This window comes from Kitasatospora sp. NPDC052896 (genome assembly GCF_044547075.1).
In the GTDB taxonomy this organism is placed as follows: domain Bacteria; phylum Actinomycetota; class Actinomycetes; order Streptomycetales; family Streptomycetaceae; genus Kitasatospora.
In genome coordinates, this window is sequence record NZ_JBITZU010000027.1 from 51,942 (window position 1) to 77,620 (window position 25,679).

The window sequence follows — 25,679 nt, forward strand, 5'->3', positions numbered from 1 at the left end:
TAGCCGGTGGGGTGGCGCGCCCGGTTTCACCGCGTCGACGGGCGGGCACACTCTGCTCGACAGTGCGGCCCCGACAAGAGTGCGGCCCCCCGAACGACGAAAGGGACGCCGGTGAGGGCGTCCCTGGTAATCGCGTCCCGAGCCAAGCGGACATGCGTCGGTGCGCGGCACAGTCGGCCGGTCGATGGCCGGTCGACGCGACCTGGTTCAGGTGAGCGCGGGCTCCCGCTGTCCCAGATCAATGCTGTTGAGCAGAGAGTGCTCGTCAGCGACAGCGACAAGTGCGTCGTTCTCCGCCTGCATCCGAACAAGCTCGGCTTCCAGGTCCTGGACGCGCTGCTGAAGCCGCCGCATCTCGGACAGCATTCGCGGGTCGGGGCCGCCGACGTACCCGAGAAGCGCTTTTGCCATGATTGATGGTCCTCCACGCTGAGTGACCGAACCGGTACGGTATAGGTCGAGGGGAAGGGGTGACGCACGTTCTGCGCGACACGGGCAGTGCTGGCTGGGCACTACAGGTCAGACACTGTGGATGTGCAGCCACAGGGCAAGGCCCTGCCCGAAATCGCCATCACGTGCGCGGGCTTCCAGCGTCTCACCAAAGACCGTACGGGTCAACACGATCACCGCGCGCTACGACACCGCTGTCACCTGCATGGCGGAGGACCTCACGCCACGGGTAGCGGCCGCGCCCACCGAACTGTGCGGTGGATCACTGCTCGATGCGGAGTCAACCACGACTCGGCGCGATTGGCAACCGCCGTACCGAACCGGCTCGCACCGGCGGGCGGTCCCCCGGGTCGACGGATGGCCGGTCAGCGGATCGCGAAGCCGTCGTAGCCGGTGCCGGGGACGCCCCAGAGCTCGGTCACCCCGGTCACCCGGCCGGGCGTGTCCGGGCCCCGGAGCAGCTCCAGCAGCCACTCGCAGTCGCCCTTGGCGCCCTCGGCGACCACCTGGACCCGGCCGTCGCCGAGGTTGCTGGTGTAGCCGTTGAGGCCGATCTCCAGCGCGCGGGCCCTGGTCCACCAACGGAATCCGACCTGCTGCACGCGGCCGCGCACCCAGATGGTGACCCGGACATCTTCTTGCATCCCTCGACCATAGTCGGGCAGCTCCGCTCTTCTCGGCCGCCCCCATGGCCGCCCCGCGTACAGTCCGTGACCGACGCCCACCGTAGGCGACGGCTGGAGGACCGCCCGTGGCCCGACTCTCCCCGCTCCCACGCCACCACTCCGCACGCCACCGCCGGCCCGGTCGCCGCGTGCGGCGCGTCCCGGCGACCGTCCTGGCGCTCGGCGCCGCGCTCACCCTGGGTCTGCCGGCCACCCCGGCAGCCGCCTGGGGCGGCCCCGCCGGCCCCATCTCCTGGCGACCGGCGCCCACCGCCCCGGGGCCCGGCGGTCCGGCGTCCGTCACCGACGGCCCGGCCACCCTGCTCGCCCTGGTCAACCAGCAGCGCCGCCAGGCCGGCTGCCCACCACTGGCGGCCGACCCCCGGCTCGACCGGCTGGCCCAGGCGCTCAGCGACGACATGGCGGCCCGGGGCTACTTCGCCCACACCGACCCGGCCGGCCGCACCCCGTGGGACCGGGCCCGGGCCGCCTCGGTGGACTACCTGGGCGGGGAGAACATCGCCCGTGGCCAGCCCAGCGCACAGGCGGTGACGGAGGCCTGGCTGGCCAGCTCGGACCACCGCGCCAACATGCTCAACTGCCGGTTCACCGAGCTCGGCAGTGGCCTGCACCAAGGCCCCGGCGGACCCTGGTGGACCGAGGACTTCGGCTACCCGCCCGCCCGCTGACCCGGGCCGGACAGCGGGCGGGGCCCCACCGGCGACCGCCGATGGGGCCCCTGGCCAGGTCCCGTGCCCGAGGCTCAGAAGTCGCCGCCCCCGAAGTCCCCGCCGCCGAAGTCCCCGCCGCCGAAGTCCCCGCCGCCGAAGTCGGAGCCACCACCGAAGTCCCCACTGTCGAACCCGCCGAAGTCCTGGCGGGCGAAGTCGCCACCGGAGAAGTCGCCGCCCTCGTACTGCTCCTGGCCGCCGCCCTCGTACCCGCCCTGGTAGCCGGAGGCGGCCCAGGCGTCACCGCCGGAGAAGACCGAGCCCAGCACGGTGCCGAGCAGCAGACCGGGCAGCAGCCCCGAACCGTAGCCGCCGAAGTACCCGCCGGCCCACGGGCCGTACGCGGGGCCGGCGTTCCAGTACGGCTGCGGCCCCTGCTCGGTCTGGACCGTGCGGATCGCCGGGTCGAGGCCGCTGGCCAGCCGCTGACCGTCGGCCGCGCAGACCGGGACGGCCCGGGCCGCGCCGCCGGCCGGTGCCCAGTCGGCGTCCCGCACCGAGGGGCCGTGCCGCGGGTCGAAGAAGCACGGCGGGCGACGGTCCGGCAGCGGCCGGCCGTCACGCCGGGCCGCCAGGGTGGCCAGCGCGAACCGGCCGTCCTCCAGCGCCTCGGTGACCGCCTTGACGTCCGCCGGCTCCTTGGCGGCGTCCATGGTCCGCTTGGCGGTCTCGTACGCGTCGAGGGCGTGCGTGTAGTCGGCGCGCTGGACGTCGTCCGCGTCGGCGGCGCCGGGGTCGAAGTCCAGCCGCTCCAACTCCTCACCGAAGGCGGTGATGTCCTCGTCCACCACCGTGCGCAGCTGCCGCAGCTCGGCGGCCCGCTGCTCGGCCTTGCGCTTGGCGGACCGCCGGTACAGCAGGAAGCCGCCCGCGCCGGCCAGCACCAGCACCGCCAGCGGCACGATGACCATCGCCGCGCCGATCCCGGAGGAGGACTCCACGCCGTGGCCCTTGATCTTGGGCGCCGCGTTGCCGACGAAGTCGGTCAGGGTGCCGTTGACGTCCCCGGGGTGCGAGTCGTAGGCGGCCTGCGCGTAGTTCTGCGCGGTCGCCGTGGCCAGCGCGGCCCGGTCACTGCGGACCGCGAAGCGGTCACCGCGCCAGATCGCGTAGACCCCGGTGATGCCGGTCTTGGTCCGAAGGTCCTGGAAGACCGTGTTCGACGGGTACTGGTCGGTGGCCGGGACCACCGCGACGAAGATCGGTTTGTCGGCACTCCTGATCTTCGAGGTCAGCGCGTCGGCCTGGGCCTGCGAGAACTGCCCGGTCATCGCCGGGTCGACGAAGACCTTGCCCTGCTTCAGGGCGGCGGAGGCGGCGTCGAGCCCGCCCGCGGCGGAGGCCGTGCCGGGCACCAGCAGGAGCAGCAGCCCGAGCAGCACGGCCGGCAGCGCGACCGCGCCGGCCACCCGGGAGCGGCGAAGAACGATTCTCATACCCCCAGACGCTACCGGGACGAATCCGGCATTCGTCGGAGCACCGTCCGCCCGTACGAGGCAATGGATCACCGGTTCGATCCCCAACTTGCCCTAGAGTCACGTGGATTGGGACCCTCCTACAGCACGGACCAAGGATTGTTCAAAAGTCATACTCTTACGCAAGTGTTACGTTCAGACCGCTCCGGGGAACCGTCAGTCCCGCGTCAGGCGTCCGGACACTTGCAAGATTGCGCAACTTTCGAAAGTGTCGGCGAACTGCCGACACGGCCGCCGGCGCCGCCGGCCGATCGGACGAGGTAGGAACACATGGCAGGCCAAAGGGCGGGCGTGCCCGCCGGGGAGGCTCGGGCCCGGGCCGACGTACCGGGCCCGCGGCGCGGGCAACGCGGCAGAGGCACCGAGCCCCGGGATCCGGGCCGCGCCGCCGTCGACCGGTCCGGCGGACGCGCGGCCGTCCGGGCGCGCAACCGGCGGGCCGGCCAGCAGACCCGCGCCGCCGCTCCGACCAGGGGCGGCCCGGCGCTGCTGGCGGTCGGGCTACCGCTGCTGGGTGCGCTGGCCGACGAGCTGACCGGCTCGACGCCGGGCTGGATCTTCGGCGTGCTGACCGTGCTCGGTACCGCCGGCGCCGCACTGCTGTCCGGCCGGGACGGCTGGTGGTGGGTGCTCACCGCCCCACCTCCGGTGGTCCTGCTCTGCACGGCCGTAACCGAGCTGCTGGCCCACTCGTCGAAGTACCGGAGCTCCGAGGCGCTGGCGACCGGAGCCGCCCGCTGGGCCATCCACGGGTTCCCGGTGATGGTCGCGGCGGTGCTGGCGGCGGCGGCCGCGGTGCTGGTCCGGGTGGCGCGAGAGGGACGAGAGAGGGGAGGCCGTCGTGGCTGAACAGAAGGGCAGCGGCCGAGCCGGCCGCGCGGCACGCCGGCCGGCCGGGGCAGGGACCGGCGGCGGGGTGCAGCGGGGTCAGCGGCGCAACCCGGTGGTGATCGCGGCCCGTACGGTCGCCTGCGCCACCTCGCTGGCCGTCCTCGGCACCTGCGGCTTCACCTGGTACGCCTACCAGTCGCTGACCAACGGCCTGACCACCTCCAGCGCGCTGGACGACCTCAAGAAGGGCGCCCCACCGCACCTGGACAACTCGGTCAACCTGCTGCTGATCGGCCTGGACAGCCGCAAGGACATGAACGGCGACGACCTGCCCGGCCAGTTCGTCCAGGACGAACTGCACGCCGGCTCCAGCAGCGACGTCGGCGGCTACAACACCAACACCCTGATGGTGATGCACATCCCGGCCAACGGCGGCCAGGTCACCGCGCTCTCCATCCCGCGCGACGACTACGTGCAGACCACCGGCGCCGACGGCAGGATGCACAAGATCAAGGAGGCCTACGGCATCGCCAAGTCGATGGCCGAGAGCAAGCTGGCCGGCAAGGGCCTCTCCAAGGCCGAGCTGGAGCGGCAGGGCCGGGAGGCCGGCCGCAAGGCCACCCTGGCCACCGTGCAGAACTTCCTCGGCATCCCGATCGACCACTTCGCCGAGGTGAACCTGCTCGGCTTCTACGACATCGCCAAGGCCGTCGGACCGATCCAGGTCTGCCTGAACCACGCCACCAAGGACCCGGCCATGGAGGGCCAGGGCTCCGGTGCCGACTTCCACGCCGGGCTCAACACCCTCAACGCCGCCCAGGCGCTCTCCTTCGTCCGCCAGCGGCACAACCTGACCAACGGCGACCTCGACCGCACCCACCGCCAGCAGGCCTTCATCTCCTCGGTCATCGCCAAGCTGAAGGGCCAGGGCGTGATCGGCGACCTGGGCAAGATGCAGCAGCTGTTCGACGTGATCAAGCAGGACGTCGTGATGGACGACCGGTGGAACGTGCTGGACTTCGCCCAGCAGGCGCCCAACCTCTCCGGCGGTCACATCGAGGCGAACACGCTGCCGATCTCCGGCTTCGCCAAGGTCAACGGCGAGGAGGTCAACACGGTGGACCCGGCCCAGATCAAGCGGATCGTCCGGCAGCTGACCGGCCACGACCCGGCCCCGGCCGGCGGTGGCAACGTGGCCGACGCCCCGGGGGGCGCCGCCGACGCCTCCTCCCCCGCCGACCCACCGTCCACCTCGCCGTCGCCGGCGAAGGCCGCCCCGGGCACCGTGGACGTGATCAACACCTCCGTCGTCCCGGGCGCCGCCGGTGACGAGTCCAAGGCCCTGGTGGCACTGGGCTACGGCCAGGGGCGGATCAGCCAGGGTCCGCGCCAGGCGAGGACCACCGTGAGCTACGGCACCGGGGCCAAGGAGGCCGCCGACCAGATCGCGGCCCGCTACAACGTCACCGCGGTCCCGAGTTCGACGGTGCGCGCGGGCCACGTCGAGGTCGCCCTGGGCGCCAACTACACCCCGGCCGGCGGCGGGTCGAGCGGCCCGTCCGGCGACGGCTCCGGGACGTCCACCGATCCGGCCGCCGGGATCCCGATGCAGGGGCCCCCGGTGAAGATGGGCGGTATCCCCTGCGTCAACTGAGGTGAGCCGCGGACCGGGGCGGTTCATGATCCGCACCGGGCTTCTCCGGTCCGTCCTCGACAGGGCATAGTGGGATCATTCGCCCTTCTTCATTCCCTCCGATCGGAGTACTAGGTGATCATCGGCCTCGTGACCGCCGTCGCGGCGTCCGTCTGTTACGGCACCGGCTCGGTGCTGCAGGCGGTCGGCTCCCGCCGATCGGCCCGCGAGGAGGCCGCCGCGGCCGGCCCGGCGGAACAGCCGCTGGTCACCGAGCACGGCGGCCCGAGCCTGGCCTCCACCGCCAAGGCCGTGGTCACCTGGGAGTTCATCCTGGGCACGGTGCTCGACCTGATCGGGTTCCTGCTCGGCGCGCTGGCCGCCCGGCTGCTGCCCCTCTTCCTCTCGCAGACCGTGATCAGCGCCAACCTGGTGATCACCGCGCTGCTCAGCATCAAGCTGCTCGGGATCCGGCTCAAGCGGCCCGAGTGGGCCTCCATCGCGGTGGTCTGCGCGGCACTGGTGGCGCTCGCGGTGGCCGCCGGCCCGGAGGGCACCGGGACGGTGCCGATGCCCACCCACTGGTGGCTGCTGCTGGTCTCGGTGGTGCTGATCGCGGGCGGCTCGCTGGTGGTGCGCCGGCTGGGCGCCAGTGGCGCGATCGTGGCCGGCCTGCTCTCCGGCCTCGGCTTCGGCGCGCTCGGCATCGGGGTGCGGATCCTGGACGGCTTCGACCCGTTCAACCTCGGCCAGCTGGTCGGTGACCCCGCCCTGTACGCGATCCTGGTCGGCGGTCTGGGCGGGATGTACCTGCACACGGTGGCGCTGCAGCTGGGCTCGGTCAACGGCGCCACCGCCGCCCTGGTGGTCGGCGAGACCGTGGTGCCGGGCGTGATCGGGGTGCTCTGGCTGCACGACGCCGCCCGGGCGGGCTTCGCCTGGCTGGGTGTCGCGGGCTTCCTCTTCGCCGTGGTCGGCGCGGTCGCGGTGGCCCACTTCGGCCAGGCCGAGGAGCTCCACCCGGCCGCCCACGCCGAGCCCGAACTGGCCCGGCGGTAGCCGGCTACTCGCCGCCGCGCGGGCGGGGGACCCGCTGGCAGCGCGGGCAGTAGTAGCTGGAACGGTTCATCCAGGCGGCGCGCCGGATCGGGGTCCCGCAGCGGTAACAGGGCTCGCCCTCGCGGCCGTAGGCGTCCAGCGAGCGCGAGAAGTAGCCGCTCTCCCCGTTCACGTTGACGTAGAGGCTGTCGAAGCTGGTGCCGCCGACCGCGAGCGCCGCGGTCATCACCCCGCGGGCGTTGGCCAGCAGGGTGGCCGCCAGCGGGCGGGTGAGGGTCGCGGTCGGGCGGTCGTAGTGCAGCTTGGAGCGCCAGAGCGCCTCGTCCGCGTAGATGTTGCCGACCCCGCTGATCAGCGTCTGGTCCAACAGGGCACGCTTGACGGTGGTCCGGCGGGCCCGCAGCGCGGTGTAGAAGGCCTGGTCGTCGAAGGCCGGATCGAGCGGGTCGCGGGCGATGTGGGCGAGCGAGCCGGGGGTGCCCTCGGTGTCGTCCGCCTCCTCGACCGCCAGGCCGCCGAAGGTGCGCTGGTCGACGAAGCGCAGCTCGCGCCCGCCGTCGGTGAACCGGAGCCGGACCCGCAGGTGGGTCTCGTCGGGGGTGGCCGGGTCCTGGACCAGCAGCTGGCCGCTCATCCCGAGGTGGCCGAGGAGCGAACTGCCGCCGTCGTCCAGCGGCAGCCAGAGGTACTTGCCGCGACGGCGGGCCGGGCCGAGCGTGCTGCCGGTGAGCCGGGCGACGAAGTCGGCCGGGCCGCCGGGCTGGCGGCGCACCGCGCGCGGGTGCAGGACCTGCACCTCGGCGACCGTCCGCCCGGTCACCCAGCGCTCCAGTCCGCGCCGGACGACCTCGACCTCGGGCAGTTCGGGCACCGCAAGCCCCCAGAGTCAGGCGGCGGGCGTCTGCGGCTCGCCGTACTTTTCCTTGATCGCACGCCAGGCGCTCTCGGCGGCCTTCTGCTCGGCCTCCTTCTTGGAGCGGCCGGTGCCGCTGCCGAAGGCCTCGCCGGCGACCCGCGCGGCGGCGTTGAAAGTCTTCTCGTGGTCCGGACCGGACTCCTCGACCACGTACTCCGGCACGCCGATGCCCACCGAGGCGGTGAGCTCCTGCAGGCTGGTCTTCCAGTCCAGGCCGGCACCCAGCCGGGAGGACTCGGCGATCAGCGGGTCGAACAGCCGGTGCACGAACTCGGTGGCCGAGTCCAGGCCCTGGTCCAGGTAGATCGCGCCGATCACGGCCTCGACGGTGTCCGCGAGGATCGACGACTTGTCGCGGCCGCCGGTACCCTCCTCGCCCTTGCCGAGCCGGATGAAGGTGCCGAGTTCCAGGCCGCGGCCGACCTCGGCGAGCGCGCGGGAGTTGACCACCGCGGCGCGCAGTTTGGCGAGCGTGCCCTCCGGGACATCCGGGTGGATGCGGTAGAGGGTGTCGGTCACCACCAGGCCCAGCACCGAGTCGCCGAGGAACTCCAGGCGCTCGTTGGTGGGCAGTCCACCGTTCTCGTACGCGAACGAGCGGTGGGTCAGGGCACGTACCAGAAGGGCGCGCTCAAGTGTGTACCCGAGGCGCCCTTCCAGGACGTCGTATGCGGTCGAAGCCGGCCCGCCGCCCTTCCCCCCATTGCTGGGAGACGACTTGCGGGAGGAGTTACCGTCCGACATCGATCCTCGCACCCGCCGATCAGACCGAGAGGACCTGGCGACGGTTGTACGTGCCGCAGCTCGGGCACGCGATGTGACCCAGCTTCGGCTCGTGGCAGCGGTCGCACGCCACGAGGGCCGGGACCGCAGCCTTCCACTGCGAACGGCGGTGGCGCGTGTTGCTGCGCGACATCTTCCGCTTCGGAACAGCCACGGCTACTTCTCCTGGTTCTCGGCGAGACCCTCACGGGTGTCGCTGTTCGTGTTTCCGTCACCCTCGTCGCCGGGGGCGGCGGAGAGTCCCTGCAGAGCCGCCCACCGGGGGTCGACGGCATCGTGGTGGTGGTCCGGGTCGTCGCTCAGCCGCGCTCCACACTCGGAGCACAGGCCCAGGCAGTCGTCCTGGCACACCGGCTGCAGCGGCAGTGCGAGCACCACCGCGTCCCGCAGCACCGGTTCGAGGTCGAACAGGTCGCCCTCCAGCCGGTAAGTCTCTTCCTCGTCCTCGTCGGACAGCCCGTCCTCGGCGCCACCGCGGACCCGGCCGCGGTCGTCGGTCTCCGGGTAGTAGTACAGCTCCTGGAAGTCCACCTCGAGGTCGTCCTCGACCGGCTCCAGGCAGCGTACGCACTCGCCGGTGACGTGGGCCTCGGCGGTCCCCGTCACGAGCACGCCCTCGATCACCGACTCCAGGCGCAGTTCCAGCGCCATCTCGCTGCCGACCGGGACACCGATCACGTCGATGATGCCGAAGCCCTCCGGGGCCTCGAAGGTCCGGCTCACCTTGCGCAGGGACCCTGCGCGACGGCCGAGCTCGTGCGTGTCGAACACGAGCGGGTCGCGGTGGTCGAGGCGGTTCAAGGTGTCCTGACTTCCTACGGCGGGCGCATCACTGCGCGGCGCGGGCGGTTCGACGGGTTGGTCCGGGTGCCACGCAACTGGTGCGCGGGCAGCCGAACGGTCCGGCAAGGAATGGCCGGAGTGGTCAGACTACCCGAGAGCGAGCCCAGGCCCAAAGTCGGCCCACTCCGGCGGGAGGCTCAGCGACCGCCCAGCTCCCGCAGCCGGGTCATGTCGATCATGCTGGTGTCGAAGAAGCTGGTCTCGTCCAGGCTCGCCTGCTGCGGCGACTGGGCGTGCTGCGGGTAGCCGGCGGCCTCGCCCTGCTGGCCCCAGGGCGCGTAGCCGGGCTGCGACGGGTAGGCCGGCTGCTCCTGCGGGTAGCCGGCGGCGTCCGGCTGCTGCTGGGCCCAGGCGCCGCCGTACGGGTCGGCGTGCTGCTGGTAGCCGGCCGCGTCCGGCTGCTGCTGGGCCCAGTGGCTCGCGTACGGGTCGGCCTGCGCGGCCGCCGGGTCGTAGCCGGCGTAGATCTCCGGGTAGTCGCCGCCGGGCTGCTGCTGGTACGGGTCCTGGGCCGGGTAGCCGGCCGCCGGGGCGTAAGGGGCCTCGACGGGGGCGGCGGCCTGCCAGCCGGCCTCGGCCGGGGTCTGCTCGGGCCAGCTCTGCTGTTCCGGCACCTCGCGGTACCAGGGCTGCTCCTCCTCGTCGGCGAAGCCGGCGGCCACCGCCTCGGCCCGGTCCTTCTGCTGCTGGGCCTCGTCGGCGGCGGCCAGGTAGGCGCCCAGCTCGTCGATCGGGGCCTTGCCGAGCAGCTTGTCGCGGCCCCGGCCGACCGCCTCCAGGGTGCCGCTGAGCACCGCCTGGAGGGTGGCGAGCTTCACATCGACGTACTCGTCGACCTCCGGGCTCGGACTGCTGCCCGGCTGGAACTCCTCGCCGTCCTCCAGCTCCTGACCGGCGGCGCCGCGCAGCTTGTCGCGACCCCGACCGACCGCGCCCAGCGTCTTGGTGAGCACGACCTCGAAGTTGGCCAGCTTGCTGTCGACGTAGTCGTCCGCCTCCTGGCGCTTGACGGCGACCTCCTCGCGCGCCTCGGCCAGGATCCGGTCCACCTGGGCCTGCGCCCGGCGGACCACCTCGGTGTCGGAGATCAGCGAGCCGCGCTCGGCGTGCGCGCCCTGGATGATCCGCTCCGCCTCACCGCGGGCGTCGGCGACCACCTGCTCGTGGTCGGCCATCACCGACTGGGCCTGGGCCAGCTCGGCCGGCAGGGCCGCACGCAGCTCCTGGAGCAGGCCGACCAGCTCGGCCCGGTTCACCACGCAGGAGGCCGACATGGGCATCGCGCGGGCGTTCTCGACCACGGCGACGATCTCATCGACTTTGTTCTGCACGTCCACGGGGCGTCCGTCTTTCCGTGTGCCGCCGGTACGGGCGGAAGGCAGCGGGTCCGGCGGCACCAGAGCCGACTCTGGGTCACCGCTGGGCGGGAGTACCGACTGTACGTCCCCCGCGGGGTGCGGTGACAACGCCGTGCGCGGTGCCGCCGGCGACAAGACGGACAGACCGTGACAGACCGCCAGAACCCGGGCGGCGCGCGGAACGGCCGTCAGCTGGCCGCGGCGCGCTCCGCCAGCCGCTCCACGAGCCGGGCGTGCACCAGCGGCGGGATCAGGTGCGAGACGTCACCCCCGTACGAGGCGACCTCCTTGACCAGCGTGGAGGAGAGGAAGCTGTAGGTCGGCGAGGTGGGCACGAAGAGCGTCTCCACCCCGGTCAGACCGCGGTTCATCTGCGCCATCTGCAACTCGTAGTCGAAGTCGCTGACCGCCCGCAGGCCCTTGACGATGGCGGGGATCCCGCGGTCCCGGCAGAAGTCGACCAGCAGCCCGTGATGCGACTCGACCTGGACGTTGCCGTAGCCGGCGGTGGTCTCCTCGATCAGCGCGATCCGCTCGTCGACCGTGAAGAGCCCCTGCTTGTTCTTGTTGATCAGCACCGCGACGTGCACCACGTCGTAGAGCTGGGAGGCCCGCTCGATGATGTCGAGGTGACCGTTGGTGATCGGGTCGAAGGAGCCCGGACAGACGGCACGGCGCATGAGGTCTGGTGTCCCTTTCAGTCGTTCGCCCGGTGGGCGTCGGCCTCGGCGGCCTGGCCGTACCAGAGCGTGCCCTCGCCGTACCGGCGCGAGCGCAGCGCTACGAAGCCCCCGGGCCAGCCGAACTCGCCGCCCCGGGTGCTGCGTTCCACGGTGACGAGTGCGTCCTCGGTGATCCAGCCCCCAGCGCGGAGTGTGATCAGCATCTCGCGCAGCGCCTCGTCGGTGACGACGTACGGCGGGTCCAGGAATACCAAGTCGTACGGCTTCTCGGGCGGCCGGCCGGCGAGCACCCGCTCGGCACGGTCCGCCCGGACCTCGGCACCGGGCAGGTCCACCGTCCGGACGTTGGCCCGGATCACCCGGGCCGCCGCCGCGTCCGCCTCGACCAGCAGGACGTGCGCGGCGCCGCGCGACAGCGCCTCCAGGCCGACCGCGCCCGAGCCGCCGAACAGGTCCAGCAGCCGGGCGCCGGCCAGCGACCCGCGCAGCGCCTCCAGGGTGGAGAACATCGCCTCGCGGGCCTTGTCGGAGGTCGGTCGGGTGCCCCGGCCGGGCGGTACGGCCAGCCGGCGGCCCCCGGCCGCCCCGGCGATCACGCGGGTCATGGTGTCCTCTCTGGTCTTGACCATGACCACGCTATCGGGGGCGGCCCGCGGCGGCGTCCGCAGGGCCGCCCGACCAGCGGTCCCACGGTCACCCGTTCGGTGGCGCTACTCCGCGGCGGCGGCCGCCCCCAGCAGCGCCGGGGAGGCGTAGCGGGACCAGGAGAGGCAGCCGTCGGGCGGGCAGTGCTCCGGCCGGCGCGGGTCGTGGCCCAGCTCCCGCAGCTTGGTGCGGACCGAGTCGGGCGTCCGGCCGAACCGGGCGGCGATCCGGGCGATCGTCTCGCCCTCGTGGAAGCGCCGGGCCAGTTCCTCCTCGTGCTGCGGGACCCAGGGCGCGCCGTGTCCGGGGTAGAGCTCACGCAGTACGTCGCGGTCGGGGATCGGCTCGGCGACGTCGGCCACGATCGCCAGCGCCCGCAGCGCCCGGTTGAGCGCGATCCGCAGGCTGGCGACGTCCTCCACCGGGAGGCGCAGCCGGCCGGCGGCCAGCGGGCTGGCGGCCGATCCCTCACGCCAGCCGGTCAGGGTGAGGGTGACCTCCCGGTCGTCGTCGCTGGCGAGTTCGACCCGGAACACCTTGTCGCCCAGCGGGAGCTCGTTGAGATGACGGAATGCCATGGCAGGACCCCCAAGTGTCGTGCCAGGAACGCAACTTGACCTGCGCCCTGAACACCTCCATTGTCTCCCGGGGCACTGACAACCGGCCGTCCGTCAGCCCTTCTCCAGATACTCGGCGCGCTCCTCGTCGAGCATCCCGGCAAGCGCGGCGCGCAGGTCCGGATGAGCCGCCAGCTCGGGGTCGGCGGCGACCAGGGCGGCCGCCGCGGCCCGGGCCTCGGCGATCACCTCCTCGTCCGCCAACACCGAGAGCACCTTCAGCGAGGACTTCACCCCGGACTGCGCCTGGCCGAGCACATCGCCCTCGCGGCGCTGCTCCAGGTCGATCCGGGACAGTTCGAAGCCGTCCAGGGTGCCGGCCACCGCGTCCAGCCGGGCCCGCGCCGCGCTGCCCGCGGGCATCTCGCTGACCAGCAGGCAGAGGCCCGGCGCGCTGCCCCGGCCGACCCGACCGCGCAGCTGGTGCAGCTGGGAGACGCCGAACCGGTCGGCGTCCATGATCACCATGGCGGTGGCGTTCGGCACGTTCACCCCGACCTCGATCACCGTGGTGGCCACCAGCACGTCCACCTGGCCCGCCGCGAAGCGCCGCATCACGTCGTCCTTGACCTCCGGCGCGAGCCGGCCGTGCAGCACCTCCACCCGCAGCCCGGCCAACGGCCCGGTGGCCAGCTGCTCGGCGGTCCGCACGACGGCCAGCGGCGGGCGCCGCTCGTCGCTGCCGGCGCCGAGGTCCTCCGGGTCCTCCTCCTCGGCGGCCACCGCGCGCCGCTTCTTCTTCGGCTCCTCCGGCTCGTCACCGATCCGCGGGCAGACCACGTACGCCTGGTGGCCCTTGGCCACCTCCTCGCGGATCCGCTCCCAGGCCCGGGCCAGGAAGTTGGGCTTCTCCACCGAGGGCACCACGTGGCTGGAGATCGGCGAGCGGCCGGCCGGCAACTGGTCCAGCACCGAGGTCTCCAGGTCGCCGAAGACCGTCATGGCCACCGTGCGCGGGATCGGGGTGGCCGTCATCACCAGCAGGTGCGGCGGCTGCCCGCCCTTGGCGCGCAGCGCGTCCCGCTGCTCGACGCCGAACCGGTGCTGCTCGTCGACCACCACCAGGCCGAGGTCCTGGAACTGCACCTTGTCCTCGATCAGGGCGTGCGTGCCGATCGCGATCCCGGCATCCCCGCACGCCATGTCGAGCAGCGTCTGGCGGCGGGCCGGAGCACCCATCGAGCCGGTCAGCAGCGCGACCCGGGTGCCGACCTCGGCTCCGCCGAGCATCCCGGCCTCGGCCAGCTCCCCCATCATCTCGACGATCGAGCGGTGGTGCTGCTGGGCGAGCACCTCGGTCGGCGCCAGCAGCACCGCCTGCCCGCCGGCGTCCACCACGGCCAGCATCGCCCGCAGCGCGACCAGCGTCTTGCCGGAACCCACCTCGCCCTGGAGCAGCCGGTGCATCGGGTGCTCGGTCGCCAGGTCGGCGAAGATCTCGGCGCAGACCGCCTGTTGGCCCTCGGTCAGGGTGAACGGGAGCTTGGCGTCGAAGGCGTCCAGCAGTCCGCCGGAGCGGACCGGACGGGCCACCGCCGGCCGCGCCGCGTCGGCGGCCCGGCGCTGCGCCAGCGCGACCTGCAACACGAACGCCTCGTCCCAGCGCAGCCGTTGCTGGGCGCGCTCGCGCTCGGCGTGGTTGCGCGGGCGGTGGATGAGCTCCAGCGCCTCGGGCAACGGGATCAGGCCGTGCTCGGCGCGCAGTTCGGCCGGCAGCGGCTCGCCGACCTCGGCCCAGCCGGTGCCGCGCAGTCCGTCGAGCACTGTCTCCACGCACAACGACAGCTTCCAGCTGGGCAGTTGGGCGCTGGCCGGATAGACCGGAATGAGCCGGCCGGCGAACTTCCGCGCGGCGCCGTCGTCCGCGTCCTCGTCCAGCAACTGGTAATCCGGGCTGGCCAGTTGGCGGGTCCGGTTGAAGACGCCGACCTTGCCGGCGAACAGCCCCTGGGCGCCCGGGCGCAGCTCCTTCTGCCGCCAGCCCTGGTTGAAGAAGACCAGGGTCAACCGGCCGCGGCCGTCGGTGACCACCACCTCCAGCCGGTCCCCGCGGCGCTGCCGGAACGGGATCAGGGTGACCTTCTCGATCTTCGCCAGCACGGTGACGTGCTCGTCGATCTCCAGGTCGTCCAGGCTGGTCAGCTCACCGCGCTCGACGTAGCGGCGCGGGTAGTGGTGCAGCAGGTCGCCGACCGTGCGCAGGCGGAGGCTGTCGGCGAGCACCTTGGCGGTGCGGTCGCCGACCAGCTTGGTCAGGGGTACGTCGAGTGCGGCCATCACGCCTATTGGACACCACCGCACCGACGAGCCGGGTCACTCCACCCCGATGAGCAGCGGCGCGCTCTCCTGGCCACCGGTGAAGACCATGGTGTCCACCTCCGGGCGCTGCCGCCGGGCGTGCGCCACCAGTTGCTCGGCCAGGCCGTCCGGGGCGCCCCCGCCGAGCACCAGGGTGACCAGCTCGCCACCGGCCGCGAGCATCCGGGAGAGCACCTCGGCGCCGGTCGCGCCGATGCTGGCGCCGATCACCGCGACGTCCCCGTCGATCAGCCCGAGCACGTCGCCGGCCTGGCAGACCCCGGCCATCGTCCAGGACTCGCCCTCGGCGACGGCCAGCTCGGCGTACCGGGTGGCGCCGGCCGCGGAGGTCATGGCGACCACGTCCTCGTCGAACCGCCGGGCCGCCTCGTGCACCGCCAGCGCCGCCAGGCCCTGCACCGGCGAGCGGGTGGGCAGCACGGCGATCCGCACCCCCTCCGCACGCAGCTGGTCGGCGGCGGCGCCCGCGGTGGCCCGCAGCTCGGGGTCGTTGAGCAGCACGATCACCTCGCGGGCGGCGCACCGGCGGACCGCCGCGGCCAGCTCGGCACTGGACGGGGGCGCGTCCGGGTCGGCCGGCAGCACCGCCGAACCGGCCCGGGCGCAGAGCTCGGCCAGGCCGGCACCGGCCACCACGCTGAGCACCGCCCGGGCGGCGGGCTCGGCCGGTGCGGCGCCACCGGAACGGGCCTCGGCCTCGGCGAAGTGGGTGATCCGGATCCGGTGCGGCCGGCCCGCCGCCACCCCGGCCTCCACCGCCGCGCCCGCGTCGTCCACGTGCACGTGGACGTTCCACAGCCCGTCGCCGCCGCCGATCACCAGCGAGTCGCCGAGCGCCGCCAGCCGCCCGCGCAGCGCCGGCAGCGCCCGGTCGGGGGCGTCCAGCAGGTAGATCACCTCGAAGGCCGGGTGGCCGGGCAGCCGGGGCGGCTCGGCGCAGCGCTCCACCGTGGTGAGCTCGCCGAGGTCCTCGCCCAGCGCCACCGGGCCCATCGGCCGCTGGCCGGTGACCGCGTCGGCCAGCGCGCCCAGCACCGCCACCAGACCCCGACCACCGGCGTCCACCACACCGGCCCGGGCCAGCACGTCCAACTGGTCCGGGGTGTGCAGCAGCGCCCGCCGGGCCGCGTCGTGCGCGGCGCCGGCCACCTCGGCCAGCCCGCCCGCGGCCCGGCCGGCCTGCTCGGCGGCGCCGGCCGCGACCGTCAGCAGGGTGCCCTCGACCGGGACGTCCACCGCCTGGTACGCCGACTCGCTGCCCCGGCGCAGCGCCTCGCGCAGCTGCTCCGGGCCGCCACCGCGCTCGGCCAGCACCTCGGCCGCCCCGCGCAGCAGCTGGGCCAGGATCACCCCGGAGTTGCCGCACGCCCCGAGCTGCGCGCCGCGGGCCATCGCCCGGATCGCGGTGGCCAGCCCGGGCTCGCCGCCCGGCTCCTCGCCGGCCGCCTCGAAGCAGCGCTCCACCTCCGCGGTGGCGCACTCCACGGTCAGGTAGAGGTTGGTCCCGGTGTCCCCGTCCGGCACCGGGTAGACGTTCAGCGCGTCGATCTCCTCGCGGGCCTGGCCGAGGGCGGACAGCGCGAGCCGGCACCAGGTGCGGACGGCGGAGGCGTCGAGCGTGTCCAACACCGGGTCTCCTCCAGGTGAACGCGACGGGAACGGGCCAGGGTGTCCCTGGCAGGTTATCGGGGGATTGCCCAGCCCAGCGCCGGGTTCCCGGGCGCGGGGCGATCAAGCGGCTCGACATGGTAGTTTCGTCGAACGGGAGTAGCCGATGTATGCTTCTCCGGTTGCCTGGAACAACCCGGGCTCACCCCTTGACGCGATCCGGTCCACGCGAGTGGCTCGGGGGCTTCTCCCGGGGTTTTCGAACGTAAATGATCTGAAGTCTTGGAGTGACTCCTGTGGCTGCCAACTGCGACGTCTGCGGCAAGGGGCCGGGCTTCGGCAACAACATCTCCCACTCGCACCGCCGTACCCGCCGTCGTTGGAACCCCAACATCCAGACGGTGCGCGCTGTGATCGGGCGGACGCCGAAGCGGCTCAACGTGTGCACCTCGTGCATCAAGGCCGGTAAGGTCTCGCGCTGACGCGCAGACCGGCATGCCGGTCCTCCGGGAAACCGGTTCATCCTCGGATGAACCGGTTTTCTGTTTCTCCGCGCCCCTTCCGGGCCGCCGGACGTCCACGCCACCGGGCTGACCGTCCACGCCACCCTGCGGTGGGGGCCCGCCGCCGGGCTCCCACCGACACGGGTGTCAGCCGCGCTGCCGCCAGCCGTGGTCGACCGGACCGATCCCGGCACCGAGCGCGAAGCCGGCCCGGATCGCGCCGGTGACGTACTCCTTGGCCGCCGCCACCGCCCCGGGCACCTCACGTCCCTTGGCCAGCTCGGCGGCGATCGCGCTGGCCAGCGTGCAACCGGTGCCATGGGTGTGCCGATTGTCGTACCGGGGAGAGCGGAACCAGTGCTCGCCGCCGTCCGCGCCGACCAGCAGGTCGGCCGCCTCGCCCGCCAGGTGCCCGCCCTTGACCAGCACCCAGCGCGGGCCGAGCGCCAGCAGCGCCTCGGCGGCCGGCCGCATCCCGCGCTCCTCGGTCACCGTCAGCCCGGTCAGCTGGGTCACCTCGTGCAGGTTCGGGGTGACCAGGGTGGCCACCGGCAACAGCCGCTCGCGCACCGTGGCGACGGCTTCCGCCGCGAGCAGCGGGTCGCCGTGCTTGGAGACCCCGACCGGGTCCACCACCACCGGCGCCCCGACCCCGGCGAGCAGCTCCGAGACCGTCTCCACCAGCTCGATCGAGGCCAGCATGCCGGTCTTCACCGCCTGCACCCCGATGTCGTCGACCACGCTGCGGAACTGTGCCCGGACCGCCGCCGCGGGCAGCTCCCAGTAGCCCTGGACGCCCAACGAGTTCTGCGCGGTGACCGCGGTGATCACGCTCATGCCGTGCACGCCGAGCGCCAGCATGGTCTTCAGGTCGGCCTGGATCCCGGCTCCGCCGCCGGAGTCGGAACCGGCCACGGTCAGCACGCGGGGCGGGGCGACGGCGGGCGCGGAAGGAGTGGTGTCGGACATGCCGCCCAACCTACCCGGCCCCGGTCAGAGCACGGCCTCGGACTCCATCCAGCGGTCCGGCGGCACGGTCTTCAGCCGGGTCACCGCGTCGGCCACCGGGACCAGCTCGATCTCGTTCCCGCGCAGCGCGGTGAAGTGGCCGAAGGCGCCCTTGTGCACGGCCTCCACCGCGTGCCAGCCGAACCGGGTGGCCAGTACCCGGTCCCGGGCGGTCGGGGTGCCGCCGCGCTGGGTGTGGCCGAGGATCACCGGGCGGGCCTCCTTGCCGAGCAGGTCCTCCAGCTCGTGCGCGAGCCGGGTGCCGATCTCGCCGAAGGTCTGGTGGCCGTACTGGTCGACGGTGCCGTGGTCGAAGCGGAGCGTGCCCGGCATCGGCGCGGCGCCCTCGGCGACCGCGATGATGGCGAACTTCTTGCCGCGGTCGAAGCGCTCCTCGATCATCCGGGCCACCGCCTCGATGTCGAAGGGCTTCTCCGGGATCAGGATGCCGTGCGCGCCGGCCGCCATGCCGGCGGTCAGCGTGATCCAGCCGGTGTGCCGGCCCATCAGCTCGACCACCATGACCCGCTGGTGCGACTCGGCGGTGGTCTTCAGCCGGTCGATCGCCTCGGCGGCCACGTGCACCGCGGTGTCGAAGCCGAAGGTGACGTCGGTGGCGTCGATGTCGTTGTCGATGGTCTTCGGCACCCCGACCACCGGCAGCCCGGCGTCGCTGAACAGCTTGGCGGCGGTCAGCGTGCCCTCGCCGCCGATCGCGATCAGCGCGTCCAGGCCGAGGTTGCCGGCCAGCGTGCGGGCGTTCTGCACGGCCCAGAGGATCTTGTCGCGCTGGACCCGGGCCGAGCCGAGGATGGTGCCGCCCAGGGTCAGCAGGCCGGTCACGTCGTCGTGGCCGACCGTCCTGGCCCGCCCCTCGATCAGGCCCAGGAAGCCGTCCTCGATCCCGAGGATCTCGTCGCCGTGGACGTCCAGGCCCCGGTGGACCACCGAGCGGATCACCGCGTTGAGGCCGGGGCAGTCGCCGCCGCTGGTCAGGACACCGATTCGCATGCTGGCTGTGCTCTCCCGCCGAACAATCCGGACACTACTGACAATCAGCGCAAGCCTACGCGCTGCGCCGGGTGTGGTGACCGCCCCGCCGACGACGCGGTGCGGCGGGAGGAAGCACGCCGGGTCACTCGGTGAAGTGGTCCCAGCCCCCGGTGCGCTCCCAGGGCGCGCCGTCCACGGTGACCCGGCCGCCGGACCGGGCCGGGCCGGTCACCTCGCCCACCACCCGCCAGCGGGCGGGCAGTTGCACGCTCGGCGGGAAGGTCGCCACGATCGCGTGGTCCTCGCCGCCGGACAGCACCCAGACCAGCGGGTCGACTCCGACCGCCTGGCCGATGTCCGCCATCTGCGCCGGGACGTCGAAGTCGGCCGCGCGCAGGTCGATGTCGACCGCGCTGGCCGCCGCGACGTGTCCCAGGTCGGCCACCAGGCCGTCGCTGACGTCGATCATGGAGGTCGCGCCCAGCTCGGCGGCGGCCGGTCCGGCATGGTACGGCGGCTCGGGCCGCCGGTGCGCCTCGACGAAGGCGCGCGGTGAGCGGAAACCGCGGGCCAGCACGGTCAGCCCGGCCGCCGACCAGCCCAGCCAGCCGGTCACCGCGACCACGTCACCGGGCCGGGCGCCCGAGCGGCGCACCGGGGCGCGGCCCTGCAGATCACCCAAAGCGGTGATGGCCAGCATGATGGTGTCGCCGCGCACCACGTCGCCGCCGACCACCGCGGCGCCCGCCACCTGGCACTCGTCGCGCAGGCCGTCCATCATCTCGGTCGCCCAGGTGGTCGGCAGGTCGGCGGGGGCGACCAGACCGAGCAGCAGCGCGGTCGGCACCGCGCCCATCGCGGCGACGTCGGCCAGGTTCTGCGCGGCCGACTTGCGGCCCACGTCGTAGGCGGTGGACCAGTCCCGGCGGAAGTGCCGACCCTCGATCAGCACGTCCGTGGTGGCCACCACCCGACCGTCCGGCGCCTGGACCACGGCCGCGTCGTCGCCCGGTCCGAGCTCCACCGCCGGAGTGAGCGGCAGCCGGGCGGTGAGCTCCCTGATGAGGCCGAACTCGCCGAGTTCGCCCACGGTCCCCTGCATGTGCCGTCCTCTCCTGCGTCCCTGTCCCGCGTCCCCCGGCGGGGGTGCGGCGCGCTCCCCCGCGCGAAGCGTACGCCCCTGGTGGGCACCGGGGTCTCCCTCCCGGGCCCCCTGCGCGGTAGCGTGGTGATCCAGCCCTGTGCGTGCCCGCCCACCACCACCCACCCCGTGCGGGCCGCCGGGTCGAGTCGCGAACCACCACCCCCAGGCGCCGGGAGGTCCTCCGTGGTACAGGCATACATCCTGATCCAGACCGAAGTGGGCAAGGCGACCGCCGTCGCCGAATCGATCAGCAAGGTCGGTGGCGTTCTGCTCGCGGAGGACGTCACCGGGCCGTACGACGTGATCGTCCGCGCCGAGGCGGGCACCGTGGACGACCTGGGGCGGCTGGTCGTCGCCCAGATCCAACAGGTCGAGGGCATCACCCGGACCCTGACCTGCCCGGTGGTCCATCTGTAATCGCGGTTACCATCGGCCGGTGCCCGCACCAGCCCGGTTGAACCGTCTCCTGCAAGTGCTGCCGGCCCCCGTGAGGTGGCTGGCGGTGCCCGTCGTGCTGGCCGGCTGCCTGGTGCTCCTGCTCGGCAGCTGGGCCGGCCCGCAGCAGGTGGCCGTGCCCGCGCCACCCGCCGACCAGCGCGGCTACTGCCTGGCGCTCGCCAAGGCGTTGCCCGGCGAGGTGCAGGGCCACGGCCACGCCTCGATCACGCCCGTCTCACCGCTCACCGCGGCCTGGGCCAGCAGCCCGGCCACCGTGCTGCGCTGCGGCGTGCGGGTGCCCGAACTGCTGATCCAGCACCCGGAGGCGGACTCGGTCGGCGTGAACGGGGTCAACTGGCTGATCGACCAGCGGTCCGACGGCGACGTGCTGTTCACCACCATCCAGCGCGACGCCAACGTCGAGGTGCTGGTCCCGCACGGCGCCTACCCGAACCCCACCGACCCCTTGCCGGCCATCTCCGACGCGGTCTCGAAGACCGTCCCGTCGCAGTTCCCGCAGTAGCCGGCGGAGCGGTGCCCACCGAAGCGGTGGTCACCGAAGCGACAAGCGCCCCGCGGGCCGCGGGGCGCTTCTGGCACGGAGCGGGTCAGCGCAGCCCGGTGGAGCGGCGCAGCGCGGCCTGCAGCAGTCGGTCGATCAGCTCGGCGTAGGGCACCCCGCTGGCCTCCCACATCTTGGGGTAGGCCGAGATCGGCGTGAAGCCGGGCATGGTGTTGATCTCGTTGACCACCCAGCGGCCGTCGGTGAGCAGGAAGAAGTCCACCCGGGCCAGCCCCTCGCAGCTCAGCGCCTCGAACGCGGCCACCGCCTGCCGGCGGATCTCGGCGGTCTCGTCCTCGGTCAGCTGCGCGGGGATCCGCACCTCCGAGGAGTCGATGTACTTGGCCTCGAAGTCGTAGAACTCGAAGTCGCCGCCGACCAGGATCTCGGCCGGCACGCTGGCCCGCGGACCGGTCGGGAACTCCAGCACCGCGCACTCGATCTCGCGGCCCTCCAGCATCGCCTCGACGATCACCTTGGGGTCGTGCCGGCGGGCCTCCTCGATCGCCTGGTCGAGGTCGGCGAGGTCCTTGACCTTGGTGATCCCGATGCTGGACCCGGCCCGGCAGGGCTTGACGAAGACCGGCAGGCCCAGCTCGGCGACCCGGGCCCGGGCGGCGGCGCGGCCCTCCTCGCCCTCCCAGTCGCGCGGCCGGATCACGGTGTACGGGCCGACGCCGATGCCGAAGGACTCCAGCACCCGCTTGGTGTACTCCTTGTCCATGCCGACCGAGCTGGCCAGCACGCCGGAGCCGACGTAGGGCACCCCGGAGAGCTCCAGCAGGCCCTGCAGGGTCCCGTCCTCGCCCCACGGGCCGTGCAACAGCGGCAGCACCACGTCCACGTCGCCGAGCGCCTTGGGCGCGGAACCGGGTTCGCTCCAGACCACCTCGCGGGAGGCCGGACTGGTCGGCAGCGCGACCTGGCCCTCCGCCTGCTCGGCGATCTGCGCCACGTCCGGCAGCCGACCGTCGGTGATCGCCATCCGGGCCGGTTCGTCGGACACCAGGGCCCAGCGGCCCTCCTGGGTGATGCCGATCGGCAGGACGTCGTACCTGGTCCGGTCGATGGCCTTCAGCACGCTGCCGGCCGTGGAGACCGAGATGGCGTGCTCGGAGCTGCGGCCGCCGAAGACGATCGCGACGCGCGGCTTGCGCCCGTCGCGGGCGGGATCCTGCTGCGGGGAGGTCGGTTCGATGCTCATATCGGAGGTGAGACTACCGTGCGATCCGATTGGTTCCCGGTCAGCGCCGCTCGGGCTTGGCCGAGCGGGCCATCAGCTGGGCCAGCACCTCCTGGGTGGGCCGCCCGTGGTGCACCACGTCCACCACCGCCGAGACGATCGGCATGTCCACCCCGTTGCGCCGGGCCAGGTCCAGCACCGACTCGCAGGACTTCACGCCCTCCGCGGTCTGCTTGGTGACCGCCACCGTCTCGGCCACCGTCATCCCGCGGCCCAGGTTGAAGCCGAAGGTGTGGTTGCGGGAGAGCGGCGAGGAGCAGGTGGCCACCAGGTCGCCCATCCCGGCCAGGCCGGCGAAGGTGTACGGGTCGGCGCCCAGCGCCACCCCGAGCCGGGTGGTCTCGGCCAGGCCGCGGGTCATCAGGGTGGCCTTGGTGTTGTCGCCCAGGCCCATCCCGTCGGCCATCCCGACCGCCAGCCCGATCACGTTCTTGACCGCGCCGCCCAACTCGCAGCCGATCACGTCGGTGTTGGTGTACGGGCGGAAGTACGGCGTGTGGCAGGCGGTCTGCAGCCGCTTGGCGACCGCCTCGTCCGCGCAGGCGACCACGGTCGCGGCCGGCTGCCGATTGGCGATCTCCCCGGCCAGGTTGGGACCGCTGACCACGGCGACCCGCTCCGGGCCGACCCCGGCCACCTCGCCGATCACCTCGCTCATCCGCTTGGCGGTGCCGAGTTCGATGCCCTTCATCAGGCTCACCAGCACGGTCCGCGGCCCCATCAGCGGCGCCCAGGACGCCAGGTTCTCGCGCAGCGTCTGCGAGGGCACCACGAGCACCGCGAAGTCCGCGCCGGCCAGCGCGGCGGCCGGGTCGGTGGTGGCGGTGACCGTCTCCGGGAGCTGGACGCCCGGCAGGTAGTCGGGGTTGCGGTGGGTGCCGGCGATGGTGTCCACCAGCTCCTTGCGACGGCCCCAGAGGGTCACCTCGCAGCCGGCGTCACCCAGGATCATCGCGAAGGCGGTGCCCCAGGAGCCGGTTCCGAACACAGCGCAGCGGGTCACAGCTCGTCCTCCTGGTCGGTGCCGTCCGCGGTGGCCCCGGCCCGGTCGCTGCGGGCGGCGTTCCGCGCCCGGGCGGCCCGGCGCAGGTCGTAGCGCTCGGCCGGCGCCTCCTCGCCGCGGATGCCGGCGAGCACCTCGGTGATCGCCGCCATGATGTCGTCGGTGGCCTCGCGCAGCACCTGCGCGGTGAGTTCCCGGCCCTGGTAACGGCTCAGGTCGACCGGCGGACCGGCCACCACCTGCACCCGGTGCCTCGGGAAGAGGCTGACCTTGGCCTTCTTGCCGCCCAGGCCGCGGCCGTAGGGCGGGACGATCTCGTGCGCGCCCCAGTGCGCGACCGGGATCACCGGCGCGCCGGTCATCAGGGCCACCCGGGCGGCGCCGCTCTTGCCGGTCATCGGCCACAGGTCCGGGTCCCGGGTGATCGTGCCCTCGGGGTAGAACTGCACCACCTGGCCGTTGTTGACGGCGTCGATGGCGGCCCGGAAGGCCCGCGCGGCGTCCGTGGAGTCGCGGTAGACCGGGATCTGACCGGTCTTGCGGAGCATGAAACCGATGAACGGCACGGCGAACAGCGAGGACTTGCCGAGCATCCGGGGCGGCCGGCCGCTGTTGTACTGGAAGTGCGCGTAGACCACCGGGTCGATCACCGAGTTGTGGTTCACCACCGTCAGGTAGCCGCCCTCCTTGGGGAGGTTCTCCCAACCGCGCCACTCGGGCTTCACCAGAGCGGTCGTCACCGGCTTCACCAGGACCGCGGCGAAGCGGTACCAGATTCCGTAGTCGGCGTTGCCGAAACTGGCGTACGAGCGGCGGGCCACCCCTGCTCCTCCTCGCGTGGTGCGGCACGTGGGGTGCCGCGGGTTCGGTACGTGGTGTCGGTGCGTCGCGTCCGGGCTCGCCGGTCCTCGGTGCCGGGCGACCCCGTCATCCTCTCGGTGGCGGCGTGGTCTGTCGAGCAGGGTCGGTCGTGGGTCCGCCACGAGTGACCAATCGCACGTCGGGCCCGGTACGGCCGGCTGGCGGACGCTCCCGGACCGGCGCGACAATGACGCGGATGACCCAGCACACCGTACGCCCACTCCTCCCCGCCCGGCGGAACCGGTCGTCCGGGTGGTCCCTGGTGCTACCGCTGAAACCGCTGACGCAGGCCAAGAGCCGGCTCGCCGAACACGCCGGGACACAGCGTCCCGCGCTGGCGCTGGCGTTCGCGCTGGACACCGTGCTGGCCGCGCTGAGCTGCCCACTGGTGGCCCGGGTACTGGTGGTGACCAGGGACCCGCTGGCCGGCGAGCGGCTGGCCGAACTCGGCGCGCTCCCGGTGGCCGACGAACCGGGCGGCGGTCTCAACCCCGCGCTGGCGCACGGCGCGGCGCACGCGCGGGAGCTCGCCCCGGACGCGCCCCTCGCCGCGCTCTCCGCCGACCTGCCCGCGCTGCGGCCCGCGGAGCTGGCCCGGGTGCTGGCCGCGGTACCGGCGACCGGGCGGGCCTTCCTCGCCGACTCCCCCCGCGTCGGCACCACCCTGCTGGCCTGTCGCCCCGGCCAGCCGCTGGCCCCGGCGTTCGGCGGCGCCTCGCGGGCCCGGCACGCGGCCGGCGGCGCCGCCGAACTGCCGCTGCCCGACGTACCGTCGGTGCGCCGCGACGTGGACACCGCGGCCGACCTCGGCGAGGCGCTGGCCCTCGGCGTCGGCCCGCACACCGCGGCGCTCGCCCCGGCGCTGGGGCGGGCCGGTCGGTAAGGTGACATCCATGCAGGCCACCGCGTTCACCTTCGACCCCGCGACCCGTTCCGGCTCCGTGCTGCTGGACGACGGCACGCCGGTACCCTTCGACGCCGCCGCGTTCGACGCCGGCGGCCTGCGCCTGCTGCGCCCCGGCCAGCGGGTGCGGATCCGCGTCGAGGGCGACGGCGAGTCCCGCCGGGTGGTCTTCGTGACCCTGCAGACCTTCGACGACCCGGGCGCCTGACGCCACCTCAACCGCTCTGGGCCGGGCGCGCGTTCGGCCCGGCATCCACCGTCAGAACCGCCGCGGGGGGGGGGGGGGGGGGGGGGGCGGCCCCCCCCCCCCCCGGGGGGGGGGGGGGGGGGGGGGGGGGGGGGGGGGCCCCCCCCGGCGGCGGGGGCGCGGCGGGGGCGCCCGCCAAACCCCGGGGGGCTCGCAG

28 protein-coding genes are annotated in these 25,679 nt (G+C 73.5%); 9 read left to right on the forward strand and 19 right to left on the reverse strand.

The genetic code is table 11. The annotated features are described in order from the left end of the window. Nucleotides 1-207: 207 nt before the first annotated feature. Nucleotides 208-411, reverse strand: coding sequence for a hypothetical protein (locus tag ACIGXM_RS32315; RefSeq protein WP_396567212.1), 204 nt, complete (start codon nucleotides 409-411; stop codon nucleotides 208-210). A gap of 404 nt (nucleotides 412-815) precedes the next feature. Further along, entirely contained in the window at nucleotides 816-1,094 is a 279-nt protein-coding gene (locus ACIGXM_RS32320) for an acylphosphatase (RefSeq protein WP_396567214.1), read from the reverse strand. A gap of 170 nt (nucleotides 1,095-1,264) precedes the next feature. Here ACIGXM_RS32320 and ACIGXM_RS32325 point away from each other — a divergent pair, with 170 nt between their 5' ends. Then, on the forward strand, nucleotides 1,265-1,804 hold the full coding sequence (locus tag ACIGXM_RS32325; protein ID WP_396567216.1) for a CAP domain-containing protein: 540 nt from the start codon (nucleotides 1,265-1,267) through the stop codon (nucleotides 1,802-1,804). A 74-nt stretch (nucleotides 1,805-1,878) separates the two neighbouring features. On the opposite strand, the gene ACIGXM_RS32330 is transcribed toward ACIGXM_RS32325, so the two are convergent. Then, entirely contained in the window at nucleotides 1,879-3,282 is a 1,404-nt protein-coding gene (locus tag ACIGXM_RS32330) for a hypothetical protein (protein ID WP_396567218.1), read from the reverse strand. Nucleotides 3,283-3,591: 309 nt separating this feature from the next. On the opposite strand from ACIGXM_RS32330, the gene ACIGXM_RS32335 reads away from it, so the two are divergent. From ACIGXM_RS32335 to ACIGXM_RS32345, 3 genes are all read left to right on the forward strand, one after another. Continuing rightward, nucleotides 3,592-4,170, forward strand: coding sequence for a DUF6542 domain-containing protein (locus ACIGXM_RS32335; RefSeq protein ID WP_396567220.1), 579 nt, complete (start codon nucleotides 3,592-3,594; stop codon nucleotides 4,168-4,170). Further along, complete coding sequence (locus ACIGXM_RS32340; RefSeq protein ID WP_396567222.1) at nucleotides 4,163-5,806, forward strand: LCP family protein; 1,644 nt, start codon at nucleotides 4,163-4,165, stop codon at nucleotides 5,804-5,806. Before ACIGXM_RS32335 ends, ACIGXM_RS32340 begins: the two co-directional genes overlap by 8 nt. Nucleotides 5,807-5,920: 114 nt before the next feature. Further along, the gene (locus ACIGXM_RS32345) at nucleotides 5,921-6,844 is read left to right on the forward strand and encodes a hypothetical protein (RefSeq protein WP_396567224.1); all 924 of its coding nucleotides are present in this window, start codon (nucleotides 5,921-5,923) and stop codon (nucleotides 6,842-6,844) included. A 4-nt stretch (nucleotides 6,845-6,848) separates the two neighbouring features. Here ACIGXM_RS32345 and mutM read toward each other — a convergent pair whose 3' ends face one another. From mutM to ACIGXM_RS32395, 10 genes are all read right to left on the reverse strand, one after another. After that, nucleotides 6,849-7,715 (reverse strand): bifunctional DNA-formamidopyrimidine glycosylase/DNA-(apurinic or apyrimidinic site) lyase, encoded by an 867-nt coding sequence (gene mutM, locus ACIGXM_RS32350; RefSeq protein WP_396567226.1) that lies wholly within the window; start codon nucleotides 7,713-7,715, stop codon nucleotides 6,849-6,851. 15 nt (nucleotides 7,716-7,730) lie between these two features. Next, nucleotides 7,731-8,504, reverse strand: coding sequence for a ribonuclease III (gene rnc / locus ACIGXM_RS32355; protein WP_396567228.1), 774 nt, complete (start codon nucleotides 8,502-8,504; stop codon nucleotides 7,731-7,733). 19 nt (nucleotides 8,505-8,523) lie between these two features. Next, a complete protein-coding gene (rpmF, locus tag ACIGXM_RS32360) occupies nucleotides 8,524-8,697 on the reverse strand; it encodes a 50S ribosomal protein L32 (protein ID WP_030263933.1) in 174 nt (57 codons plus the stop codon). A 2-nt stretch (nucleotides 8,698-8,699) separates the two neighbouring features. Beyond that, nucleotides 8,700-9,344, reverse strand: a complete 645-nt coding sequence (locus ACIGXM_RS32365; RefSeq protein WP_396567231.1) for a YceD family protein — start codon at nucleotides 9,342-9,344, stop codon at nucleotides 8,700-8,702. A 179-nt stretch (nucleotides 9,345-9,523) separates the two neighbouring features. Continuing rightward, entirely contained in the window at nucleotides 9,524-10,723 is a 1,200-nt protein-coding gene (locus ACIGXM_RS32370; RefSeq protein ID WP_396567233.1) for a cell division initiation protein, read from the reverse strand. A gap of 209 nt (nucleotides 10,724-10,932) precedes the next feature. Then, on the reverse strand, nucleotides 10,933-11,424 hold the full coding sequence (gene coaD / locus ACIGXM_RS32375) for a pantetheine-phosphate adenylyltransferase (RefSeq protein ID WP_396567235.1): 492 nt from the start codon (nucleotides 11,422-11,424) through the stop codon (nucleotides 10,933-10,935). A gap of 17 nt (nucleotides 11,425-11,441) precedes the next feature. Continuing rightward, nucleotides 11,442-12,056 (reverse strand): 16S rRNA (guanine(966)-N(2))-methyltransferase RsmD, encoded by a 615-nt coding sequence (gene rsmD / locus ACIGXM_RS32380; protein ID WP_396567237.1) that lies wholly within the window; start codon nucleotides 12,054-12,056, stop codon nucleotides 11,442-11,444. A gap of 81 nt (nucleotides 12,057-12,137) precedes the next feature. Then, complete coding sequence (locus ACIGXM_RS32385) at nucleotides 12,138-12,650, reverse strand: hypothetical protein (protein WP_396567239.1); 513 nt, start codon at nucleotides 12,648-12,650, stop codon at nucleotides 12,138-12,140. A gap of 93 nt (nucleotides 12,651-12,743) precedes the next feature. Then, on the reverse strand, nucleotides 12,744-14,966 hold the full coding sequence (gene recG / locus ACIGXM_RS32390; RefSeq protein WP_396567241.1) for an ATP-dependent DNA helicase RecG: 2,223 nt from the start codon (nucleotides 14,964-14,966) through the stop codon (nucleotides 12,744-12,746). 36 nt (nucleotides 14,967-15,002) lie between these two features. After that, nucleotides 15,003-16,637 (reverse strand): DAK2 domain-containing protein, encoded by a 1,635-nt coding sequence (locus ACIGXM_RS32395; RefSeq protein WP_396567243.1) that lies wholly within the window; start codon nucleotides 16,635-16,637, stop codon nucleotides 15,003-15,005. Nucleotides 16,638-16,912: 275 nt separating this feature from the next. Between ACIGXM_RS32395 and rpmB the strand changes: the two genes are divergently transcribed. Next, entirely contained in the window at nucleotides 16,913-17,098 is a 186-nt protein-coding gene (gene rpmB, locus ACIGXM_RS32400; protein WP_035846000.1) for a 50S ribosomal protein L28, read from the forward strand. 168 nt (nucleotides 17,099-17,266) lie between these two features. On the opposite strand, the gene thiD is transcribed toward rpmB, so the two are convergent. From thiD to ACIGXM_RS32415, 3 genes are all read right to left on the reverse strand, one after another. After that, the gene (gene thiD, locus ACIGXM_RS32405) at nucleotides 17,267-18,088 is read right to left on the reverse strand and encodes a bifunctional hydroxymethylpyrimidine kinase/phosphomethylpyrimidine kinase (RefSeq protein ID WP_396567245.1); all 822 of its coding nucleotides are present in this window, start codon (nucleotides 18,086-18,088) and stop codon (nucleotides 17,267-17,269) included. A 24-nt stretch (nucleotides 18,089-18,112) separates the two neighbouring features. Then, the gene (locus tag ACIGXM_RS32410; protein WP_396567247.1) at nucleotides 18,113-19,138 is read right to left on the reverse strand and encodes an ATP-dependent 6-phosphofructokinase; all 1,026 of its coding nucleotides are present in this window, start codon (nucleotides 19,136-19,138) and stop codon (nucleotides 18,113-18,115) included. A gap of 124 nt (nucleotides 19,139-19,262) precedes the next feature. Then, on the reverse strand, nucleotides 19,263-20,222 hold the full coding sequence (locus tag ACIGXM_RS32415) for a thiamine-phosphate kinase (protein ID WP_396567249.1): 960 nt from the start codon (nucleotides 20,220-20,222) through the stop codon (nucleotides 19,263-19,265). Nucleotides 20,223-20,447: 225 nt separating this feature from the next. Here ACIGXM_RS32415 and ACIGXM_RS32420 point away from each other — a divergent pair, with 225 nt between their 5' ends. Further along, nucleotides 20,448-20,681, forward strand: coding sequence for an Lrp/AsnC ligand binding domain-containing protein (locus ACIGXM_RS32420; RefSeq protein ID WP_396567251.1), 234 nt, complete (start codon nucleotides 20,448-20,450; stop codon nucleotides 20,679-20,681). An 85-nt stretch (nucleotides 20,682-20,766) separates the two neighbouring features. Further along, nucleotides 20,767-21,225, forward strand: coding sequence for a DUF3515 domain-containing protein (locus tag ACIGXM_RS32425; RefSeq protein WP_396567253.1), 459 nt, complete (start codon nucleotides 20,767-20,769; stop codon nucleotides 21,223-21,225). A gap of 85 nt (nucleotides 21,226-21,310) precedes the next feature. Here the strand turns inward: ACIGXM_RS32425 and ACIGXM_RS32430 are convergent, their stop codons facing one another. Genes ACIGXM_RS32430 through ACIGXM_RS32440 form a run of 3 tightly spaced genes read right to left on the reverse strand, consistent with a single transcriptional unit; the run spans nucleotide 21,311 to nucleotide 24,331 of the window. Continuing rightward, nucleotides 21,311-22,468: a D-alanine--D-alanine ligase family protein gene (locus ACIGXM_RS32430; protein WP_396567255.1), complete on the reverse strand. Its 1,158-nt coding sequence runs from the start codon at nucleotides 22,466-22,468 to the stop codon at nucleotides 21,311-21,313. A 40-nt stretch (nucleotides 22,469-22,508) separates the two neighbouring features. After that, on the reverse strand, nucleotides 22,509-23,510 hold the full coding sequence (locus tag ACIGXM_RS32435; RefSeq protein ID WP_396567256.1) for an NAD(P)H-dependent glycerol-3-phosphate dehydrogenase: 1,002 nt from the start codon (nucleotides 23,508-23,510) through the stop codon (nucleotides 22,509-22,511). Then, complete coding sequence (locus ACIGXM_RS32440) at nucleotides 23,507-24,331, reverse strand: lysophospholipid acyltransferase family protein (protein WP_396567258.1); 825 nt, start codon at nucleotides 24,329-24,331, stop codon at nucleotides 23,507-23,509. The genes ACIGXM_RS32435 and ACIGXM_RS32440 overlap by 4 nt, the downstream gene beginning before the upstream one ends. Before the next feature lie 236 nt (nucleotides 24,332-24,567). On the opposite strand from ACIGXM_RS32440, the gene cofC reads away from it, so the two are divergent. Both cofC and ACIGXM_RS32450 read left to right on the forward strand, forming a co-directional pair. Next, nucleotides 24,568-25,254 (forward strand): 2-phospho-L-lactate guanylyltransferase, encoded by a 687-nt coding sequence (gene cofC / locus ACIGXM_RS32445; protein ID WP_396567260.1) that lies wholly within the window; start codon nucleotides 24,568-24,570, stop codon nucleotides 25,252-25,254. Nucleotides 25,255-25,264: 10 nt separating this feature from the next. After that, nucleotides 25,265-25,483 (forward strand): hypothetical protein, encoded by a 219-nt coding sequence (locus tag ACIGXM_RS32450; RefSeq protein ID WP_396567262.1) that lies wholly within the window; start codon nucleotides 25,265-25,267, stop codon nucleotides 25,481-25,483. The last annotated feature ends 196 nt before the right edge of the window (nucleotides 25,484-25,679 follow it).